Raw genomic sequence first — 23937 nt, 5'->3', positions numbered from 1 at the left:
GCGGACGAGGCGTCCGAGTATCGGGATGGGCCGCTGGCCGCTGCGATGCGCCATGCCGATGCCGAGGGCGTCTCCCGGCAGATCATCTTCGAGATCACCGGGCTCACCCGCGAGCAGGTCGACACCGTCCTCGACCACCCGTTCCCGGGGCAGACAGGCGTGCGTTCGGCGCTGGTGCTGCCACTACTCGCGCTCCTGGGTGGCCAGGAACTGAGGGCGCATCTCTCGTCGACCCCGCCCGCCGCGGTTGCCGGGCTCGTTGTTGCCGCGGTCGTCGTCGGGTGGTTCTGGGTGCGGCCGATGGTGGCGCGCGCCCACTTGAAGTGGGGACGGGCCGGCGTGCTGCGGCGGATCGCGGCGCGGGTTGCGGGGATCGGGTTGGCGGGGTCGCTGCTGGTCGGCATGCCGGTGGCGGCGGCGCATGCCGTCGAAGGTGGCGCTCCGGTGGCGTCGTCGGCGTGGGGAGTGCAGATCGCTGTCGACGGGGTGGGTTTCCACGGGTCGGGATCGCTGATCGACGAGCGGTGGGTGCTGACCGCCCGGCACGTCGTCGAGGAGGACAACAAGGCGCAGAAGGCGCGCGTGTGGATCTCCAGTGACCCGTCCGACCCGACGCTGCACGCGCTGCGGCGCGTGGACCGGATCGTTCTGCACCCCGACGAGGACCTCGCGTTGCTCCACCTGACGAGCAACGCTCCGGAGGGGAGCACCTACGCCCGGATCGCGGCGGACGAAGCCCCGGTCGGCGCGATGCTCGACGAGTACGGGTTGGGCAGCCTCGACCGGGCCGGCTCCACCCTGACCACGGTCGCGCAGACCCGGGTCGTCTCACGTGGCGCCGCCCACCACGTCGATCACCGTCGTGCGGCGTTGTCGATGGCACGTTCGGGCGGGGCCGGGTTGCGGACCATCGGCGTCGACGGTCACAGCGTGCCCGGCGACAGCGGTGGCCCGCTGGTGTACCGGAGCGCGACCGGCCCGGTGCAGGTCGGTGTGATCTCCGCCGGCTATCCCGGCGCCACGGGCGTCGAGTTGGGCGTGAGCCTGGTGCCGTACCGCGGGTGGATCGCCGAGACCACGGGCACCCGGGCCGTGCTCGCCGACCGCTCGGGGCACCCGTTCTGGTACCTCCCCGCGTTGGCCGCCGGGCTGGGCGTGTTGCTGCTCCCCTGGTACTTCGGCTCGGCCACTCCCGCGTCGGGTCGCCTCGGGCGGTCGAGAACCGCGTTGGCCCTCGCGCGGGACGTCGTGCTGGTTCTGTGGACTGCCGAACTGCTCGGGATGTGGGGCCGGCTGGTCGCGCACCTCCCCTCGTCGCTCGGGTGGCTGGTGTGGCCCGAGCGCCTCCTCGACGTCATGGCGCAGTGGTCGTCGGTGGTGCACCTCCTGCCCGCATCCCTGTTGGCCATCGGCCCGGCGTGGATGTGGGCGGTGATCTACGCGCTGCCGTTCGCCCTCGTGGCGCGTGCCGCGCTCTGGGCGGCCGCGGCCGGGCACCGGGCGGTGTCCGCCGTGCGCGCAGGCCCGCTCCGGCACCTGTTCGGCACATCGCGGTCCGAGCAGGGTTCCGCCCGGCCCGGCGTGGTCGCCGTCGTCGGTGCCGCCATGGCGGCGGTGGGGCTCCTGGTCGGCGGGATGGCCCCGGTCGTCGGGGAGGTGCTCGGGCAGGCGAGCGCCGCGATCGGGGGGGTCGGGGCGCTGGTGGTGGCGGCGCTGGTGGTGTCGGTACTGGTGGGGCGGTGGGTTCGTGATCGGCCGGTCGGTGTGGTGGGTGCCGCGAGGCGCAGTGGACAGGCGGAGTCGTTGCGGGCGCGGCAGGTTCGGGCGGTCGCCGTGGCGTTCGGGATCACGGTGGCCGATGTCGAGGAGATCCTGGCCCGGTACGGGGTGCCCGCGGACGCGACGGCTCCCCCGGGGACGTTCGACGAGCGGCTCGCCGATCTGGTCGCGCGTTACGAGGCCTACATCGCCTCGGCCGAGCGGCGGCTCGCGCAGACCCAGGGGCCCGCAGGTCGGGCGACGGCGGGTGCCGGCACCACCGACGGTGGGCCGGGTGGCCCGGCCGGGGTGGTGCCCGACGAGGGCCGGGACGGCGCGGCGGCGGGCAACCACACGCCCGGGGGAGCCCGGGACGGTGCGGCGAACGCACCGGCGGACGTGCGGTCGCGGGGTCCGCCGTCCTGGCGTGAGCTGGTCGACGGTGCGGCACGGCTGGGTGCGCTGGCGCGGGCTGCGCAGCGGAGACTGCGTGCGGCCGAGGTCGTCGCGGTCGAGTCGGTCTCGCCACGGATGCTGCGCCGGTTGGCGTGGGTACTGCTGTTCAACAAGCGGATCGCGCCGGAGGCGCGGCTCTCCGACGATGCGCTGGTCACCCGCATCGAGAAGGCGTTCGGGATTTCCGGGCGCCACACGGAGCAGCTGCTGGCCAGGGCGGGAGAGATCGGGCGCGGCAACGTGACCGAGCCGTTCGGCGACCACGTCGGTGCGGAACTGGGTGTCGCCGTCGTCGGCCCGGCCGGCCAGGCGTGGGACCTGCTGATCGCGGCGACGGCGGAGAGGTTCCGCGCGGAGGAGGGCCACGCCGCCCTGCGGGATGCGCGCGAACAGGTCGAGGCCATCGAGGGTGCGCGGGATGCGGCGGTCGCTGCCGCGGCGGCGGGTCGGTCCGGCGAGGCAGCGGAGCGGGCTCTGCACCGGGTGGTCACGGGCCGGGGTCCGGCCGGGCGGTGGTTCGCGCTGGTGTCCCGGCTGGGGCTGGACCGGCCGTGGATGTCGGCCGAACGGCGGCACTGGACGCGGGTGGACCGGGCGCTGGCATTCCTCGAGACGCTCGGCGCGGCGGACGGGGCCGCAGCGGTGACACTGCGGCGCGCGGCCGAGGCCGCCCGTGAGCTCCGGGAGCACGACCGTCACGAGGCGGACCGGATCCGGACGATCCGGCTCGGGTTGCGTGGGTCGGTCGCGGCCCGCGGACGGTGGGCCGCTTCGGGGGCGACCGTCGTTGCCGGCGTGCTGGTGGCGGTGCTGGCCGGGCCGTTCGGTCCCGTGGTGGCGGTGCCGGTCGCGCTGGTGGCGGTCGCGGCCGGCCAGCAGGCGGTGACGCGGGCCGTCGCCGGGGTGGGCTCGCCGCGGCAGGTGCGGGCGGCCCGGTGGGCGGCCGTGACCGGCGTCGTCCTGGCCGTCGCGGGTCTGGTGCTACCGGTGCTGCCGCTCCCGGTCGGGGCGGCGCTGCTGGCCGGGTGGCTGATCCCGGCAGCGCCCGTGCTGGTGCTGGTCCGATGGGCGTGGTTCGGGTGGCGGGTCCGCGCGGACGAGCGGGCGTGGGCGGGTCGGGTCCGGGAGTGGGAGACGACCCCCGCGGGCCGGCCCGGTCGGGAGCTCCTGCTGCTCGGGGCGTTCGTCGAGGCATGGCGGTTCGACGCAGCCCGCAACCCCGGCGATGCCGAAGGGCCGCACATGACGGTGGACCGGCTGCACGCCGTCCTGGCGGACCTCCGGCGTGAGGAGCCGGGCAGCCGGTGGGTGGCGGACGTCGCGGAGTGGATCGCGAACCAGGACCGTGTCCAGCTCGAGAAGCTGATCGAGGCGTTGGCCGAGGGGCCGCAGCCGCTGCTGGTGGAGTCGACCAGCCGTGAGGGGCACTGGGCGCCGAGCAGGCTGCTGCGTGCACTCCTGGCGCGGGCGCCACCAGCAGCCGCTGCGGTGCTGTTGCGCAACCCGGAGGCAGCGCTCGAGTCCACGCAACCGACCGCCGACCAGGCGTTCGAGTTCCTGCGCTCCGCCGTCGGCGAATTCGACCGGCTCGCCGGTACGACCGTGACGGGTCGAGGCCGGGCGTACCGGGAGCTCTTCACGGAGTTCCGCACGATGGTCCGGCAGCGCAAGCAGCTGACCGCCGAGCGGAAGCGTCTGATCCGTTCCCGCCGGCCGATGACGCGTCGCGACGAGCGGCTGGCGGAGCTCGGGTCCGCCTTGGAGGAGCTCGAGGCTCGGCGGCAGGTGGCCGGGCACGCGGTGCTGAACCGCGGGACGGCCGCCGGCTACGCGCCGGACCGGCTCGCCCGCGCGACGACGCAGATCGATCTCGGGTTCGTGCGCGGGAACATGGTCTCGATGCTCGGGTTCCTGCACGCGAGCGCCGCGGAGACGTCTCAGCTCCCGACCGCGACCGAGAAGATCGGCCAGCACTTCGGCGTCAGGAACGTGGACGAGATGGCCGCCGGGCTGACCGCGGCGTCGCCGCTGGCAGGTCTGTTCCTGGCACAGCTGGGCGACCGGACGATCCGGTCGATGTGGTGGGTCGCCCCGGCAGCGGTGGCCGGCGTGGCCGCGCTGTTCGGCGCCGGTCTGCTCGGCGGCACGGGTGCCGGCCCGTTCGTGGCGGTCTTCGTGGCCCTCGGCGTGTGGCACGCGGTGATGGGCGGCCCGGCGCGGGCGATGTTCGACGCCTACTTCCCGGAGACGGACCCGCTGGCCCGCTCGCTGCGGTCCGCGCGGATGCAGAGCTCGTACAAGCTCGGCCAGCTCGTGCTGGGCAGCCTGGTCCTGGGGCTGTTCCTCGTGCTCGGTGTCGGCGGCGGCTTCCTGGCGATGGCCGTGCCCATGTCCGTCGCGATGGTCGCGGTGCTGGCGGTGCTGGCGAGCGGGTTGGACCGCGAGCCCGGACCGCGGGTCGGGCTCGGTACTCGCATCCGTGGCCTGGCCTCGGGGATCGCGGGTGCGCCTGCCGGGCTGCGGCGGTCGGCGGCGGCGCTCGTCGCGCTGCTCCGGCACGGCCGGGACGCCGCGCTCGGGACCCGTGGCGGCTGGTGGCGGTGGCTGACCGCGATCCAGATCCTCACGCTGCTGACCGGGCTCCCGACCTTCGCCATCGGTGGGGGGACGCTCGCGTTGCTCGTCGACCAGCTGGACCTGAGCGCGGTCGCCGCGATGCTGGCGTTCCTGGACACGGGCTCGCCCGCCGGTGGTGTGGTCACGCTGGCCACGGTGGGGGCCGCCTCGATGATCCTGCGTTTCGTGCCGCGCCTGGCGGCCTGGCTGGGTGGCGCGCCGGCGATCTGGAAGCGCATGGCGCCTCGGCTGGGGGCGGTGCGGGGTGCGGACCGCATCGACGAGGGCCGGATCCTGGTCGGGCTGGCCTGGCTCGCGGTGCCGGTGGTGGGGCTGGCGGCGTGGCTGGCGATCTGGCCCGCGTTCTGGCCCGCGCTGGCCCTGCTCACCTACGGCATGTTGCACACGGGCTGGGCGCGGATCACGCACAACGCCTGGACGGGCGGCGCGGCCGGGGCGACGCTGGTCAACACGGCCAGAGGCCTTTCGGTCACGGTCGGCATCTGGGTGTACGTCGAGTCGACGCAATGGGCTGCCGGGCCCGGCTCCGGGTTCGCCACCTGGTTCGACGGCGTGGCCGGGCTCGCCGTGCACCCCGTGCTGTGGGTCCTACCGGTGATCGCGACCGTCGCCGTGACCCTCCAGTGGCTGTCGGCGTGGGGGATCCACCGCGCCCGGACCGCTCCGCTCGACGACCTGCGGGCGAGGCTGGTGGAACTGTCGCCGAAGCGCGGGGAGGCGATCCTCACGGCGCTGAAGGAGGCCGGCTACGCCGATATCGGGTCGGTGGTGGCGGTGGTCCTCGACCACCCGGTCCGCGGGCCGCATGCGATCAGCGCGCACCGGGCGTTGTACGACCGCATCCTCGTCGAGGACGTCGACCCGGGCGGCGAGACGGTGCGGCGTCCGCTCAACCGCGACGAGCGGGCTGTGCTGGCGACGGCGGTGGCGGGCCTGACGACGATCGGGCAGGCGCTGCACGAGCAGCTGGGGCCGCGCGGACCCGCCTGGCTCCGGGGCCCCGGCCTGGCCTCCCCGACGGCCCTGCTCGTCGCCTTGCGCGCCGCCGGGATCCGCGAACTCGCCACGGCGCTCGCCGTGTTCCTGCCGGGGCCCGCTCGTGCGGAATGGGCGGCGAAGCGGCTCGAGAAGATCGAGGTGGCCAAGTTCCGTGATCTCACCGACCGGGAGATCGACGAGATCACGGCGGCGCTGCGCAGGTACGTCGACGACGACGGGCAGCAGACGGCACTGTCGATCTTCCGGCGGATGTCCCTCGACCCGCGGCTGCGCCGCGCGCTCCGGTCGGAGGGGATCGTCACGGTCGCGGCCGCCGTCGAGGTGTTCCTGCCCAGGGTCGGGTACGAGGAGCAGGCGGCGCAGCGCCGGTCCCGGATCAGGGTGCTCGACCTGCGGCAGCTCACCCCGGCCGAGATCGACTACGTCACCGACGCGCTGCGCGCGGTGCAGCCGGTCAAGGACGTGGTGCCCGACGGCGCCGGACCCGAGGGCGCCGACCCGACTCGGGATGCCCCGGCGCGGCGCGCCGCCCGCCTGCGCCTGCGGGAGCTGAGGGCGGCCGTCAAGGAGGTGGGCTCATCGCTCGCGGACACGGCCGCGACGCGGCTGAGCGACGCGGTTGCGGCGTCCGTCGAGGCCGAGGGAGCGGTGTACGAGCTGCTCGTCGGTGGCATCCGAGCGGTGGTGAGGGCGGCGCCGGAGGAGGTCGGGGCGCGCGTCGCCGACGCGTTGGCGATGGACAGCCGGGACGTGGCGGCCATCGCCCGCGACCGGGAGCTGCCTGCGACGACACCGGACCTGGGTTCGGGCGGGCCCGCGGCGCAGGTGGCGGAGCTCGTCCGGCAGCTGGACGAGGCGAGGGCGGCGCTGCGGGCCGCGGTGGACCAGGTCGCGAGGGCGTCGGCGGAGCTGGCGCGGGCGCGGCAGGACGCGCTCGCCGACGCGGTGCGGAGGGCCGCGGACGCCCTGCCCAGGGCGAGGATCGCCGAGGAGACCGGCCTTTCGGCCGAGCGTGTCGCGCAGATCCTCGGCGCCGACCACGCGGACGTCCCGGACCGCACCAGGGGGATCGCCCGGCTCGGCACGGCCGTGGCCGGCTGGTTCGCCGCCCGGCGTGGCCGGCAGGCAGGCGCCGGCTCGGCCCGCGGCCCGCCGGCCACCGCCGGCGAGCTGCGCGAAGCGCTCGACACACGCGCGGCGGCGATCCGGGGGATCCCGGCGAACCGCTGGGTGGTGGAGCAGCTGCCGGCCCGCTGGGTCCTGGAACGGGACCTTCGGGACATCGCCGCGACGACGGACGTCGTGGGCGATGCGGCCGTCGACCGGCTGGCCGCGCTGGACCGGCACATCGACACCGCCCGGAAGGCCGGGTGGAACGCGCGGTGGCGTGGTGGCACGTCGGCCCTGCACCGCTGGATGTACGTGCCGGTGGCGTTCGTGGTCATCGGTCTGCTGCTGACCCCGATGTACGTGATGACGGTGTTCGCCGCTGTCCCGGAGGTCGCCACCGCGCTCGAGGTCACGTGGTTGGCAGCGTTCCTGAGCCTGTTCTCGGCGGCCGCGTTGGGACAGATGGCCGGGAACTCGCTGCTCGGAGGGCTGTGGTACCGGCTGTCGCCGCGGGCGATGACGGCGGCGTCGCTGCTGGGCATGGTGGTGGTGCTGGCCGTGTTCGCGGCCTTCCCCGGCTCGGCGCCCGCCTACTTCGGGGCCGCGGTGCTGGCCGGGGTCGTCACGAGCGGCAACTTCTTCGCCCTCGACATCTTCCAGGCGTGGGTGGGCCGCACGACCACGCTGCGGCGGGACAGCGGCCGCAAGGTGGTCTTCGAGGGCGGCGTCGTCGGCTTCGCGGTGCTCGGCATGGTGGCCGTCCTCTCTGGGCTGCTGTGGACCGCCGAACAGCTGGTCGGGACCTCCGTCGGCACCACGCCGGCGGTCATCGCCGCGGTCACGCTCGTGGTCGCCGGACTCGCCTGGCTGGTGACCCCCGCCGTCCGGTGGGACCGGCCGGCGGCACCGACGTTCCGCGAGCAGCTGGTCGAGCCGCTGCAGGTCGTCACGCGGAACCGGTTCGCCCTGAGCGTCACCGCGATCTACGCGGCCTACCCGTTCACGATGGGTTCCATCGACGCCGAGTGGCGGCCGTTCTTCGAGGCCGCGCACGCGTCCGATGGGGAGATCGCCGCCGGCCGGTTCGCGTTCGTCGGCGGTGGGCTGGTCGTGGCGGCGGTGTTCGGGATCGCCGACCTCCTCAACCGGAACAAGATCGAGTCGGATGCGGCCGCCGAGGACACCGAGCAGGCGAGCCGGCGTCCGGTCCTGACCGCTCTGGCCATCGCCGGGGTGATGCTCCTCGGAGCGGCCGCCGGGTGGACCGCCATGTACCTGGGACTGTTCGAGGTGCCGGCCGCGATCGTCGCGCTGTGGGCGATGGAGATGTCGACCACGGGTCTGCTGGTCACGCTGAACGACATCATCACGAGGTCCGGCCGGCTCACCGACCGGGAGAAGATCGCCACGAAGCTGGCAGGCGCCCAGGCCAAGGCCGTGTTCTACTTCCTCGGCGCCACCCTCGCGGTGTCCGTGGAGCACGCTTTCCATTGGCCCGGCAACATCTCGGTCGTCGTCGGGGGCGCCCTGGCCACGCTCCTGCTCACGGGGCTCCTGCTCGACCTGAACCCGCTGTGGCAGCGGGCGAGGTCGGCAGGAGCCGCCGCGAAGCGGGTCGCGGGCCTGATCCGGGACCGGGCACGCGCGATCCTGGGCGGCCGCTCCGGTCCGGACGACACCGACCAGGGCGGGCCCGACCGGGACGGCGGGCCCGGTGACGACAGCGGCGGCGGCTCGGGCCCGTCGGCCACGGGCGGCGGCTCGGGGACCGGCAGCGGTGGATCCGGCCAGACGGGTGACGTGCCCGGTGCGGGGAGCGACGCCCCGGTGAACGGGGCACAGGATGCGACCCACCCGGCGACACGGGGTCCGGTGCGTCCGAGGCACGACGGGCAGCAACGGGCACCCCCGCCGGCCGCTGACCCGACGGCGAGCACCCCGGGGAAGGTCGAACGGGCGCGGGTGGTGGTCGCGGCCCTTGGGGCCGTGCTGGTGGTGGCGTTGTCGGTCCCGCTGTCGGCGGCACTGCCGGTGGTGCTCACCGTTGTGCTCACGGCAGTCGCCAGCAGCGCGGCGTTCATGGTGCGGGGCGGGCTGAACCTGATCCCGCACCGGCCGGGCGTGGCGGGTGCGGCACGGGCGGTGGCGTTGCTGGGCACGTTCGTGGTGAACGCGGCGTGGATGGTGTGGTCGGCGTTCACGGGGTCCGGTCTGGAGGCCTGGATCTTCGGCCTGTACGCGGTGACGGTGTCGCTGTTCGGTCTCTTCGCAGCGAACCTGGCCTACAACGACCTGCGCCGGCGCGGAGCCCGGGTGCACCGGGTCGTCGACCGGTTGACGACGTGGGTGGCGTACCCGGTGACGTCGAACCTGGGGAACCTGCTCTACATCTACCAACTCGGGTGGGTGGCGTTCGATCCCGTGCTGCTGTCGGTGACGGTGGTGCTGGCGGTGGCGTTCGGCTACGTGAGCGTGCTGGGCATCGTGAACGCGGTCCGCCCGGGCCGGATCGACCTCGGTTACCTGAGGGTGATGGGCGCGGCGGGCAACGTGGGCCTTCTGTACTGGGGGGCGCTGGCACTGTGGCCCGGGCACTGGGGGCCGCTGGTCGTCACCGGGGTGGTCGTTGTCCTCGGGACGGCGGTCGTGCGGGGGATGTCGCGGTTCGCCCAGTGGCGGGCGCGGCTGGTCCACAGCCCGCCTGTCGTGCTCCGGTCGTTGCTCGGGGACGTGGCACCGCTGGTGGCGGCCATCGTGCTCGGTGCAGTGATCGTGGGCTCGGGATCGGGCCCGTCGGCCGCGATCACCACGATCTCCGGGCTCGTGGCCGCCGCCGTGCTGTGGCGCCTGCACCGGCTGGCCGGTGGCACCGGCGTGGGTGGCATCGGGATCGCCTCCCTGACCGCGGACACGGTGCTGGCGACGCTGCGCCAGGCCCGCGAGCACATCCTGCTGGCGAAGTACTGGTGGGGAGCGTGGTTCGCAGACCTGCTCGCGGTGTTGCCGACCGGGGTGCTCTGGCGGGTTGCGGTCGTGGTGGGGGCCGGGTTGGTGGTGGCGCTCGGGATCGCGGTGGCCCCTTCGGAAGGGCACGGGGCACCGGGTGTCCAGACGGTCGCGCAGGTCGCTCCTGTGGCCGGGAGCGACGGGCTGCTGTCGCAGGCTCTCGATGTCTCGCTCGGCTGGGTGGTGATGGTCGGCGGTCTGACCGCGTGGGTGGTGTCGCTGGGGGTTCGTTGGCTCCGGCGCAGTGGGTCGCTGGCCATGAACCGCAGCGGTGAGGTGCGGTTCCGGCATCGCAGGGATCTGGACGATCCCGAGGGTGAGCTGGCACGCCGGGTCGTCGAGGCGTGGGACTCGGCGGACCGGGCCCGCAACACCGACGGCACCCAGCGCGTCACGCACACACCGGTGGTCACGGTGTCGCGGAAGGGCCTGCCCGGCGAGAGCGAACTGGTCGCCTACTCGCTCACGCTGGGCGGCGAGCAGGCGATCGTGCTGTTCACCGAGGCGATGGAAGAGATCCGGGGCCTGGTCAGGGGTGTAGCCAGGACGCCGGTGATCCCGAGCGTTGCCGACAACCCGTTCCTGAACCGGGTGGTGTGGCATGGGCTCACGTTCTGGGCGGCAGGGCGCCGGCAGCCGTGGGCGCAGGCCCGGAGCGCCCGGCAGCTGGCCTTCTCGCTGAGGCTGGCGCGGACCTACCCCGACATGCTGTGGAAGGCGGAGCAGCAGCAGGCGAAGGTGCGCCCGGTGGAGCTGATCCTGCACGAGCTGGGTGCGCAGGTGCAGGACGTGATCAGCGGCCGGAAGGTGTGGACCGACGGCGACCGCAAGGCGTTCCGCGAGACGTTGCTGAACGATGTCGCGGTTCCGCTGCAGGGCCTGCCCGGTGCGGGGGCGTTCTGGTCGCGGTACGCGGTGCTCGTCGAGTTCGAGGAGCAGGTGGCGGGGCGGCTGGCGAAGGTGCGTGCAGGCCTCGAGAGCGGTGACCTGAGCGGCCTCGGCAAGGACCTGGCACGGCTGGACGGGCTGGTCGGGCCGATCGGCGACCCCGCCCTGACCCGGGTGGTGCGGGATCTGCGGCGCGCCTACGACGAGCAGGCCACGGCCCCCGCCGTCGCGACACCGAACCCACGGCTGGAGCAGGCGGCACGGGAGTTCGACGCCGCCCACGAGCGGTTGCGGGCCGCCGGGTCGGCGGCGGAACGGCGCGCCGCCGCGGAGGAGGTGGCGACCGCCCGGGACCGGTTGTCGGAGCTGTACCGCGCGCTGGCCGAGGACGGGAACGACCTGGCCAGCACCGAGGAGGAGATCCGCGCCGTCCTGCCCCGGATCATCAGGCCGGGGTTGGTGGTGGCCTGGGACTTCGACGAGACCCTCACCGACCACGACCGCCGCGCGCTGCCCGGTGTGCAGGCCCTGCTGCGCTCCATGGCCCGGATCGGCGTGGACCTGGACGTGCGGATCGGTCTGATCTCCGGCAGCAGCATCCTGCGCGTCGGATACGAGCTGGGGCTCACCGAGGACGACCGTTTCTTCCTCGCCGGGCGCTACGGCCGTGAGGTGCGCCTACGGCCGGAGGGCGGACCGGAGATCCGCACGTACCACCCGCACCACGCGCTGTCGGACTGGCACGACATGCTCGACGCGCTCCGGGCGGATGCCGCGGCCGCGGGCATCACAGTGGCGGAGGTGACGGCCGCAGGCATCACAGTGGCGGAGGCGATGGCCGCGGGCATCACCGTGCACCGCATGGCCGATCACGAGCGCTTCGGCATCGCCGACACGTACCGCAGGCAGAACACGGACGAGGAGACGATCCGGGCGTTCCGGAACCTGCGGGCGGCGGCCGTCGAAGCCGGGTTCGAGGTGCGCGACCACACGACCGGCCTGTTCAGCGTGACCTCCCCGTGGGCCCGCCCCACGAAGCTCACCGCGTTCCCCCGCCTGTTCAGCGGCCTCGACATCCACCCGGCGGCGCTGCTGACCGGCGGCGACTCGTTGGGCGACTGGGCGTACGAACTCGGCGGGGTCCGGGAGGGACGCAGACCCGACCAGCTCGACGGGACCGCCTACGAGGAGCTCGTCGAGCGCGGGCCCGGCGAGGTCCTGTCCGTCGCGGTCCTCCACCCGGGCGTCGACCCGGACTTCGCCGCCGGCGCCGACCTGCGCGTCGCGGGCGCCCACGGGATGGTCCTGCTCAACCTCGTCCTCGACGAGCTGCTGACCGAGCTGTGGGTGCAGCAGCGCGACGGCGCCGACACCGTGCCGAGGGGTTCGCGCACGGTGCTGTCGCGGGTGCGGGCGGCGACAGGTCCGTTCCGGGACTGGGTATCGGCGCATCCGGTGCGGACCGGGGTGGTGGTGCTGCTCGGTGTGGCGATCGGGGTGGCGGTGGCGGTGGCGCTGGGGCCGGCGGGGGTGTTGCCGGCGGCCGGGGTGGCGGCGGGCTCCGCCGATGTGGCGTTCACCGCGGCGTCGGTCGAGACGGCGCCCGGGGTCTGGTGGGCCGTGGCCGGGACCGCGGCCGTCCTCGCGGTGGCGTACGTGTGGTCGCGGTCCACGTACGTGCCCCGTCACCGAGCTGCCGAGAGACCGGTCGGGGAACGTCTCGCGGAGTTCCGGGGTGGGTTCTCGACCGGGCATCGCTGGGTGTTCGGGACGGTCGCGGCGGCGTCGAGCGGGCTGATGCTGTCGGGCCTGTACTCGACCCGGGGGTTCGCCGAGCTCGCCGGGATGGGCGAGGGGACGATGTTCATCGCGGCGTTGGTGGGCAATGCCGCGGGCATCGTCATCCTCGGCTCGCTGTGGGACTACATCCCTGCACGGGTGCGTGCGGTCGCGTCGCTGCTGTTGATCGGGGCGGCCTACGCGGCGTTCGCGGTCGTGTCCGGCCCGGCCGCGTTCACGGCGGTGGCGTTCGTGCTGGGGCTCGCCGCCTCGATGTGGATCAAGCTGTTCAACGGGACGGACGAGTGGCTGGACGAGTCCAACCGGGTTCGCCGGCGACTCGGGCAGCGGGTGCTGTGGCCGACCGCGGCGGTGGCGCTGTTCTCACTGGGATCCGCGGGGGCCGCCTCGACGGTGCTGGCGCTGCACGTGTTCCTGCTCGGCATCGCCGGGCTGGGCGTCACCGTGCTGTGGACGGCCGCGGCGGCCGTGGTGCTGGCGACGGTGCTGTGGCTGATCCATCCGCCTGGGCGGGCGCCGCCGCCGTTCGACTGGCGCGACCGTGCGTCGTGGGCCGAGCTCGGCAGGTCGGTGCTGGTCTCGCCGTTGCGGTCGCTGCGCGACCCCTTCGTGTCGGCCGTGGTGCTGACCTACGGGTTCACGGCGATGGTGCTGGGTCCGTTCGACGAGCTGTGGCCGCACGCCCTGGAACGGGCCCACGCACCGAAGGCGCTGGAAGCGGTGCTGAACTACGGGCTGATCGCGGGCGAGGTGCTGGTGCTGCTGTTCGCGGTGGCCGCCGACAGGTTCACCCAGCGCAGGCAGCGGGGCGCGGAGAACGCGGCCGCGAGCCGGGACTTCTTCGCCGAGTACCCGCGGGCGTTCACGTTGGGTACGGCGCTGGTGATCGCTTCCGGGGTGGCGAGCGTGGTGCTGAGCCAGCACGTGTTCGGCGACCCGGTCGCCGGGATCAGCATCAACGCGTTCGCCGGTGAGGCGGGCGCGGTCGGGATGATCCTCGCGGTCAACGCCCTGCTGAAGCAGCACATCGCGGACCAGCGGGAACGCGACCACGCCAACAACATGGCCCAGCAGTTCAAGGCGCTGTCGATGGTGGGAAGCGCCTGGGCGGGCTTGCACATCTGGGACGGTGGGACCGGCCTGCCACCGGGCTGGTCGGGGGTGTCGCTGCAGATCGGTGCCGCGGGCCTGGCAATGCTGGCCGCCGCGTTCGCGGTGGCCACGTGGGGCCGCGGTGCCGCGATCTCCCAGCTCCGGCGATGGGCGGCCGAGCACCCGCGGCCGGTCCGCGCCGCGGTGTTCACGGTGGCGCTGACCCTCGCGCTGGCTGCGCTGTTCTTCTCGGGGCCCGCGGCAGGAGCCGTTCCGGTGGGGGTTCCGGCTCCCGAGCTCCCGGTCCTGACGGCGTTGTTGTGGCCGGTCCTCGCCGGCACGGCGTTCGCACTGGTGCCGCCCTTGATGCGCATCGTGGTGGCGTGGTGGTCGGTCCGTGCCATGCACCACCGGCAGGCCCTGGCCAGGCCCGGAGCTGCGCTCGACGCGCTCGGGGCCCGGGTGGCCGACTCCCGTGCGGGGCCGCCGCGGGACGCGGATCACGGTCCGGCAGCGCGCTGGGTCGGGGAGTCGTCCGCGCAGGCGCGGGCCGCCTGGGACGACACCGAGCGGCGGCTGGTGCCTGGGCGCGTGTCCGCGTTGCGCTGGTGGACCAGCCCGCGGACCCGCAGCCTGACCGTCGGACGGGCGCAGCTGCGCAGGCTCCTGGCGACACATCGCGGGCTGACGTTGCTCGGGTTCGACCTCGAGGAGCTGGGACACGCGATCGTCGCGATCGGTGACGTCGTGCGTGCCGAGCACATCGTGGTGTCGCTGTACGGGGCGAAGCAGCGGCTGTCCACGATCCAGCCGCATGTCGAGGACGCCTACCTGGCGCTGCGCGACGCGGAGGAGGCGGGGGCGGGCCGGGTCGCAGCCATCGTCTGGCAGGACGACGACATGCCGGCGAACTTCGTCGCGGCAGCGCGGGGCTCCTACGCGAAGGCCGCCGCCCCGCGCCTGCGGGCGTTCCTCGACGAGCTGACCAGGATCCGTCCCGACGCCCACGTCACCGTGGTCGCGCACAGCTATGCCGGGGTCGTGGCCGGGCACACGGCGCGCACGCTCGGCCCGTCCGTCGGCGACCTGATCCTGCTCGGAGTTCCGGGCACCACGGCACGGCACGTGTCGCAGCTGCAGCGCGAGCCGGGGGTGCAGTTCGCTCCTCGGCGTGTCTGGGTGGCCAGGGCGGCCGGGGACCCGATCCGTTTCGTGGCGCGGGTGCTGCACGGCGCTGACCCGGCCTCCCCGGCGTTCGGGGCCACCGTGATCGACGCGGGCACCGGGAACGGGTGGTGGACCGGGGCCCACTCGAGCTACTTCCGCATCGACTCGCCGGTGCGCGCGGCGATCGGCCTGATCATCAGCGGGCGGGGCGAGGAACTACCGGCTCTGGCGGGCGAGCGCGGCTCTCGTGAGAACCCGCTACGGGCGGCGCCGAGCATCGGCCGCGTCGGCGGCATCGTCACGTTCCTCCCGATCGGGGTCGCCGTCGCGCACACGTTCGGGATCTGGGGTGTGCTGGCCGGTGTCACGGTCGCCTCCTTGGCAGCCGTCGCCTACGCGGTCCGGGCGGGCGCGGTGGCGGCGAAGGTCGGGATCCGCCCCGGTGGCCGGCAGCAGATCTCCGGGCGCCGTGGTGCTGCACCGCCGACCGCGGAGGATGAGCCGTCCCTGGTCCCGGTGCTGGTGGGCATCTCCGTACTCTCGGCGATGCTGGTGGGCTGGGCGACCGGGACGCTGCACGCCATGCTGGTCGTGGAGCTCCTTGTCGGCCTCGTCTGGTTCGTCGCGCAACGGGTGGCGGCCGGGGCGTTCGCGGGATTCCGGCGGCCGGTCGCGCCGCCGTCGGTCCGGATGCCGGGGTCGGAACCGCTCTGGGACGATCCGACCGGCCTGCGGCCGCTCACTGCCGAGCAGGTGACGGCGCTGGAGGCGGTCTTCGCCCGCCTGGCCCGCGCGTCGGCCCGGGGCCCGCGGGAGCGTGCGGTGGTGGCGCGGCTGGCCGAGTTGATGGAACCGCTCCGTCACGACGTCGACTTCGTGTTCTCCGGCGAGCAGTCCCGCGGGTGGCTCAGGGTGTTCGCCGACGGCCGGCCCGCGTGGATGGCGGCGGATCCCGGCCGGGGCGGCGCCGCGTGGATGCACGAGTACCTGCTCGGGGCGACGCCGGCGAAGCGCGCCGCGCTGACCATGGCCGTGCTCGCCGTGGGCCCGGACGTCGCCCGGCTGCCGGAGCGCCACCGCGCCCCGGAGGAACTGTGGAAGCTCGCGGCGGCCGCTCCGGGGAACCGGGCCCGGGACGCGCCGTCCGCGCTCGCCGCCGCTCGCTCGGCGGTGCGTCGCGCCCTGGAGTGGCTGCGGCACGCTGTTCCCGCCGCTGCGGGGCGTGCTCGGGCGAGTACCGGGGTCCGCCGTGTCGCGGTGGTGGTCGCGATGCTCGTGGCGGTGTTGTTCCTGGCGGCGGGCGCAGCACCGGCCGGGCTCTCCGCCGTGGTGGTGGTCGTGTCGCTCGCGGCGCCGGTGGCGATCGGGTGGGTGATCGCGGACATCGCGGGAGCGGTCGCGTGGGTGCGTGGGTGGTGGGCGCGGGGTCCGCCCCGCGGCGGACTCTCCGGGCCGGCCATGGCGACGGTGATCGGCGCGTTCGGGCTGGCGCTGCTGGCAGGTCCGGTCGAGCCGGCGGTGGCGTCGCCGGACGCGCCGGCGATGTCCACGAGTTCGGTCACGGAGGTACGTGGCGAGCGGCGGGAACGGGTGCTGGTGCAGCCGGGCGACTCGCTGTCGCGGCTCGCGAGCTCGCTCGGTGTGTCCGTCGATGCGCTGGCGGCGGCGAACCCGGATCGGTTCCCGCCGGGGGCGAACCTCGACCACATCGAGGCCGGCCTGCGGCTGTGGATCCCCGCGGGTGGGGACGGCACGTGGACCGTGCAGCGAGGTGATCACCTGACCCGCATCGCGAATGCTCTCGGGGTCGGGGTGGAGGTGCTCGCGGCCGGGCAGGGCGAGCGGTTCGAGGGGAGGAGCCGCGATCTCATCCGGCCGGGTGAGGTCCTCGCGTTCCCGGCTGCGCACCCGAGCCCGGCCGAGCGGAGCAGGCCCGGGCCCGCACAGCCCGTGCCGTCGGAGAAGCCGCAGCTGTCGGAGAGCGGGACGCCGGGTGGGGCGGACGGCGGGGCGACCCCCGCCCCGCACGGTTCGGAGGAGCCGCGGGCCCCACCGAACGGGGACGGCTCCTGGGTCCAGGCACTGCTGGCGCTGGGCGTCGCGATCCTCGTGCTCCGGGTCGGGGCACTGCTGATCGGTGGCCTGCGCGGGCGGGTCCCCGCCCGCGGGGACCGGGTTGCCCGTCGCGACGCGGTGAAAGCGGTCTCCGCGGCCCGGCGCACAGGGCGTACCGCGGGGTTGGCGGACGCGATCGTCACCGCGTCGGTCGCGGGTGCCTCGGATCGGCAGCTCGCGCGTCGGGCGGGGTGGCCGGTCGCCGCGGTGCGGGTGACGGTGGCGCTGGGGCGTGGCCGGGAGCGGCTGGCTGCGCTGTCGGCCGATGTCCCCGGCTCTGCGGCCGGCGAGGCCACGGGCCGGGTGCTCGAGGAGCTGGCCGTCCTGGTCGGTGAGCTGCGGGCTCGCCGGGCGTCGCGGGTGCAGGTCGCTCGTGCGATGGCGCTGCTCGCCGAGCTGGATGCGCTGGTGCGCGGCACCTGGCCGGGTCTGCAGGCCTGGACGGCGGCGGCGGTTCGCCTGGGTGCGCGCCCGGAGTGGCAGGGCGATGGCAGCGTCCGGGTGTGGGGTGCGGGCAGTCGCCCGGCTCGGCTGCCCGCGTCGCAGGTCCGCCTGGCCCAGGTGGCGCTGACCGAGCAGATCGACGCGCGGCTGCCGGACGAGCAGGTCGCGCTGGAAGCGACGGCGTGGGTGGCCGGGCAGCGTGCGCGGGCGCGCGGCGGGTCTGCGCTCACGGGAGCGATCAACGCGCTCGCGGCCGTGGCCGGCCCGGAGCGGGACCTCGTACGTGGGGTCGTCGAGGACGTGCTGGCGCACCACGGCGGCCTGCCCGCGGCGCGTGCGGGGGGTCTCACCGCTGCCGGGACGAGGCTGGTCGACGAGGTGGCGGCGGCCGTCGAGGTGGCGGAGCGGCGGCGCGCCGTGCTGCACGAGGACCTGTCGCCGCTCGTCGCCGAGATCGGCCGGGTGGCGTCGGAGCTGAGCGTGGTGCCGGTGGCGGAGCGCGCGGTCGCGCTGCAGCGGCTCGCGGGCTTGGTGGCCGAGTTGCAGATCGTGTTCGGGAACGCCGGCTCCGCGCTCGACGAGCTGGCCTCGGCGAAGCAGGAGCAGGCCACGCCGCCGGCCGCGGCGATCGCGTCGGCGGCGGCCGGCCGGTCCGATCGGGGGGCCACCGAGCCGAGCAAGGCGGCGGCCGAGGCGGCCGTCGTGGAGGAGACCCGGGAGCGTGCCACCCGCAGCCGGGACGCCTACCAGCGGGCGTGGACGGCGGCGGAGCAGGCCGGGCGCGCCTACGAGCGGCTGGCCGCCCGGTTGGCGGGTGTGGCCGGGGCGCCGGACCGGGACGACGTCCGCGATCTCGTCCGGCTCGCGCGTTCGGCGGCGGGGGCGGCGCAGGTGTACCGGGAGGCGTGGGAGGCAGCGCAGCCGTCGCGGGAGGCGATCCCGGCCGGGGTGCCGACCGGGCGGCTGCCGAACCTGCGCGGCCTGACCCGGACGGTGAACGCGCAGCTGGCGGCGCAGGGTGCGCGGCGCCGCTACACCGCGGAGGAGCTGGACGCGACGGTGCGCGCGAGCTTCCGTGACGTTGCGTCGCCGGAGGGCTTGGCGATCCGGGAGCCGGTGGTCGGGCGTTCGGTGCTCGGGTGGCTGCTGCGCCGCCCGCGTCCGGCTGTGGCGCAGGTGTGGATCGAGCTGCGTGCGGATGGGCTCGCGGAGGTGGCGCGTCCGGAGCTGGGGTACGGCCGCCGGGCGTCGGAGGTCATGCTGGGTGCGCTCGTTCAGGGGCTTCTCTCCGTTGCCGCGACGTCGGCGCGCAGCGTCGGCGTCGACGTCGGCGCTGCCGGGGTGACCGGCAGCCGGGGCCGCACCGAATCGACCGCCGGCTCGGCGAGCGGGTACGCGCTCGGCGGTGGGGTGACCGACAACCGGGGTGACTCGCTGCTGTTCGAGACACGCGTGACGTGGGTCGTCAGCGCGCGCGGCGCCGACGAGGGTGCCGAGCCGGGTGCCGGCCGGGTGGTGGTGGACCGGGTGCCCGGGCAGGGCGCGGCTCGCGGGGATCCGGCCCGGGCGGTCGAGACCGACCTGCTGGCGTTGTGGGTGTCGCACGCCTACCAGGCGCGTGCGCCGCCGTCGACCACCCAGCTGCCGGTGGAGCGGCGGCAGCAGACCGAGCTGCCGCACCACGCCCCGATCAGCGTGACCGGGCGGCAGCAGCTGGCCGACGCCTCCGTCGCCGCGATCGCTGGTGGGGGTGAGCTGACCCGGGCACAGGTTCAGGCGTTCCTGGTCGACGAGCTTCCGGGACGGCTGGCCACTGCCGTGAACGACCCTGCCGGCGTGCAGCGCACCGTCACCGACGACGCGGGCCGCGCGCTGGCGCACCTGACCGCCCGGGCGAGGGTGCAGGTCATCCCGACCGACCGTGACGGGAGCGCCGGTCTGCTGGTGGGTCTGCCGACGCCGAAGGAGTTCCTGGAGGACCTGCACGTCTGGTTCGGCTCGGTCGGCGGGGCGCAGTCCTCGGGCCGGGCGCGGGCGGTGAAGCTGTCGGTCGCGTTCGTGCTGGCCGCGTCGGCGGTCGTGGCGGGTGCGTTGTTCGGCGCGAGGGGCGCGCAGCTCATGGCCGGCGTGGCCGAGTGGTTCGTTGCCGGCGCGGGCGGTGTGGGCGGTGTGGGCGGCGAGGGCAGCAGGTCGTGGACGCGTTCGGTCGGGTCGAGCACCGGTGAGGTCACGATCCACCCGGGTGTGCACCGGTACTCGGGGCACACCCAGAGCTACCGGCTCGGGCTGAGCTTCGAGGTGCACGTGCGGCGCGTCGACGAGCCGGGCCACCGGTTGAGGCGGGTGGAGTCCGCGGGGCACGCGCTGTTGCGGATGCCGGAGGCCGCGGCGTACCGCTACGGCCTGCCGGTGGCGGCCGGAGCGGTGACGGTCTCCGCCGGGACGACCGCGGTGCGCGGTGACCTGGACCCGGCGGCGCCGGCGGGCCGCAGGGCCGAGCTCCCGGAGTGGTTCGGCCCGGGCGGTGTCCGCGATCCGGGCCACGGTCTGGTCCGCGACATGACCGGCGTGCACACCGTCCGGGACCAGGTGCTGGACCTGCTGCGGGAGCAACAGCTCGTCCCGCCGCAGGAGCCGGCCGGCTGGTCGACGAACCGGCGCACGCTGGGTGCGCAGCTGGCCAACCAGCGCGCGGTGCTGGAGCACCTCTCGGCGTCGACCCTGGAGACCGGGTACGGCCAGGCCGTCACCTCCGAGCTCGCGCTCACGCTGTCGGACGGTTCGGTGTTGCGGACCCGGCTCGTGCCGCGGTGGGAGACCGTCGCCTACCGGGGGCACACGACGGCATGGACGGCGGTCGGCCTGGACATCAAGTCCAACACTGTCGGCCAGTCCGGCGGGCAGTCCGTCGGCCACGCCGGTGCCGTCGCCGCGACCGCACAGGGCCAGGAAGGCACGTCGCTGACCGCCGGGCTGAACGGCGGCGGGGGCCACAGCTCCGGGCGCAACGGCGGCGCCACCGGCAACGTGGTGACGCTGGTGGAGGGCACCGGCCCGACCGCGGTGTTCCGGATGGAGCACGTGCTGGTCGTCGAGCTGCAGCGCCGGAGCGGGAAGGTCGTCGACGCCGGCCGCGGCGACGTGCCGGCCGAGCTGCTGTTCCCGCACGATCTGTTGCCGGACGCGACGCCGCACCGGGGGATCGACAGCCACCCGACATCGGCGCGGACGTTGCGCCGGATGACCACGCTGGCGCTGGATGCCGACGGCCTGCTCGACCAGGTCGTGGCCGCGACCGAGGCCCGGCTGCCGACGGGGTGGAGGCTCGACCCGTCCGCGGTGCACCAGCTCCGCGAGTTCACGACGGTGCTGAGCCTGCGTTCGTCGCTGCTGGAGCTGCTGGAGGCCGGCCTGCGGACGCGGGTTCGGGCGGTGCACGTGGCCACCGGGTTCAGCCGCTGGGTGCCGGTGGTGCTGCGCGGGCGTGCGGGCGAGTCCCGCTTCGTCACCGCTGCCGACCTGGTCCTCGGGGACATCAACCTGACTCTGGGCAGCAACGGCGCCGAGTCCGCCAACGCCCGCAACCGTGGGTTCAGCGGTGTGCTGAAGGCCGCCTTCGGGCGGCTCCCGTTCGTCGGCTCCGCGTCGGCGAACGGCGCGTACTCGGGCTCGCGGGGCCGGTCGTGGTCGTGGCTGTCGATCTCGGGCCGGGAGCGGCTGCTGATCGAGGTCGGCACGCAGCACGTACACCGGATGGGCCTGCGGATCGCCGTGGAGGTCGGTGGGCAGCGATCCGCACCGGTGGATGGCACGGTGGTCTACGCCCTGCCGGAGCGCGACGCGTTGCAGGTCTACGCCGAGAGCGGCGAGCGGGCGATCCCACTGGAGCAGGTGTCCGACGCGGTGCAGCGTTGGCTGCAGCACGACCTGGCGCTCGACGACCGGCTCGCGCACGGGCTCGTGCCGGTCTACCTCCGCGACCTGCGTGCCGCCCGCCGGGCCGGGCAGGCGGTCGGCGCGTCGGCGGAGGGGCACACGCCGGCTGCCTTCGCGGCCCGGCTCGACCCGTCCGGCACGCACACCGGCGTGGTGCCGCCGCTGCACGAGGTGCTCGCGGCCGGGCGCCGCCGGCACCGCGACGAGGAGCGCGTCGTCCTGCCCGAGAACTTCTCGACGGACATGGCCGAGAGCCTGTTCGAGGACGCCGAGCTCGTCCACGACGGGCGCCCCACCACGCTGTTCGACGAGGTCCACCAGGCGATCGAGAGCGTCGTCCCCGGTGCCTTCGGCCCTGGCGCCGTGCAGTGGGACCTCCTGGACGACCGGCCGGCCGGCTCGCGGCCGGCCGACGCTCTGTCCGGGGCGGACGGCGACGGCGGTGAGGGGCTGGCCTGGAACTGGCTCGCCGACACCCTGGGCGGGACCCGCTGGCGCGGGCACATCGACGCGATGCTCGGGCCGGACGGCTTCGGCCCGCGGTCCCCGGTCCGGGTGCGCCCTGGCGTCGGGTCGAGCGGCGCCGAGTGGGTGGACGTCCGCATCCGCGCGCGGTTCACCGGCGAGCCGATCCGCGTCGGACGGACCGACACCGTCGTGATGCTGATCCAGGACTACGCGTACGCGCAGCGCGGGCTCGGCCGCTCGACGAGCCGCAGCATCGGCGGCGGGCTCTCCGGCACGGGCGAGCCGGTCGGGCAGGGCGTGTCGGGCAGCGTGTTCACGGACCGGTCCCGCACCAGCGCCGGGGACTCCGGGGACCAGGTCACGACGCTGCGTGGGCTGGGTTCGTTCGACGGGGCGCACCGCATCCAGCACGGCATCACGTTCGAGATCACCGTGGAGCGCAGCGTGGCGTTGCCCGGGCTGCGGACCGGCCTGTTCCGTCGCGTGTCCGCAGCCGTGGACCCGATCGCGCCCGCGCCGGTGACGGTGTCCGGGACGATGGTCCGGTTGGTGCCCGACGGGCTGGCTACCGCCGCCACCCCGGAGGACGGGCCTGTCACGCCGGGCGGCACCGTGACCCCGGCGCGGCCGTTCCGGCTACCCGAGCAGGTCCGCGTCGATGCGCGGGGGAGCAGCACGCTGGGTTCGCGGCTGCGGCAGGCGCTGGCACATCCCCGGCTGCTCGGCCCGCTCGGCGTGCACGAGAACGGTGCCGAGCTGCACAACGCGCTGTCCCCGGTGGCGTTGTCGGTGTTCCTGCCGCGCATGGTCCGCGGCGACGGTCATCTGGTCGGGCGGTTCCCGGTGCCCGGCCGGCCCACGCAGTACGTCGAGGTACGGCTGCGGGCGGCCCTGTTCGAGGAGCACGACGTCGTCACCGGCCGGGAGGACGTCGAGATCCGCACGGTGTTCCGCGACCAGGCCACCGCCGGGTACGGCGAGACGACCGGGCAGCTGCGCCCGATCGGCCGCGGTGCCGGGTTCACCCCGGCCGGTCTCGGCCTCACCGTCGCCGGCTCGCACGGGGAGCAGGGCTCGCGCCGGGTCGCCGGGGCCGGTGGCCTGCGCCGGGAGACCACGCTCTACGAGAAGGGCACCGTCGACACGGTGCGTGTGCGCGCCGACTACGAGCTGGTGCTGCGCCGGGTGACGGTGCGCGACGGCCTGGTGCGCCGTACCGGGAGCGAGGTGCGGGTCCCGGCCGGCGGCGGCACCGCGTACGTCACGCTCTTCGCCGCCGACCACCAGGCGCCGCGCACCGGGGTGCGGTTCGACCGGACGGTGTCCGCCGAGGTGCACCTGGCCCGCCGGACGGCGGCGGCGTGGCCGGTGCCGCTGTGGGGTGAGGGCCCGACCGCGTGGGACGGCGGGGCGACCTACAGCAGCGGCGCGGCCGGTGGCGGCATGCTCGCCGACGGCCTGAGCCCGGAGGCCGAGGCACGGGTGCACGGCGTGCTGGTCCGGCAGGCGCGTCGGCTGCGGGTGGCCCGGTGGGCGGGCGGGCTCCTGCGGATCCGGGGGCCCCCGCTCGCGGTGGACCGGGGCGAACGGCTGTGGACGCCGTCGCGCGCCCGGTTGGCGCGGTGGTTGCAGCGCGACGGCGTGGACCGGCAGACGGCCGACGAGATGGCGGGCCGGGTGTGGGCGGCCGGTCTGCGGGACGGGCGCGGGCGCCGCGTGTTCGTGGTGGTCGCGGAACGGGTGCCCGCGGTGCGCGCGTCCGGGCTGTGGCAGGCGGTCCGGGACCACGAGATCCATCACCTGGACGGGTCCGGCTGGACGGCCGAGCGGCACCGTCGGGACGCCGCAGAGCTGATCGCCGCCATCGAAGCCGCGGTGAGAACCGACGATGATCACCCGCTCCCGGTCGACGGCGCCCTGGACGAGCGAGGCCCGAGCTCCGTCGGGTATGCGCTGGAACCGGGTCGGGCGGCCCGTTCCGCGATTCGGTGGTCCGTTGCCGTCGTGCGCAATCGCGGCCCACCGAGGTCTGGTTCGACATCGGGTGGAGGCGCCTCATGA

The 23937-nt window shown here is 74.9% G+C and carries 1 protein-coding gene (cut by a window edge); it reads left to right on the top strand.

Annotated elements, in window-relative coordinates:
- On the top strand, positions 1-23937 hold the 3' portion of the coding sequence (locus CFP66_RS10760) for a sigma-70 family RNA polymerase sigma factor (protein ID WP_094922694.1). Its footprint begins 22947 nt before the window's first position; the window shows 23937 of its 46884 coding nt (coding positions 22948-46884); its start codon lies off the left edge, out of view; the stop codon is at positions 23935-23937.

The sequence above is a fragment of the Pseudonocardia sp. MH-G8 genome, from assembly GCF_002262885.1.
GTDB lineage: Bacteria > Actinomycetota > Actinomycetes > Mycobacteriales > Pseudonocardiaceae > Pseudonocardia.
The sequence above is the reverse complement of the archived record's forward strand: the minus strand, read 5'-3'. Positions and strand labels throughout refer to the sequence as shown.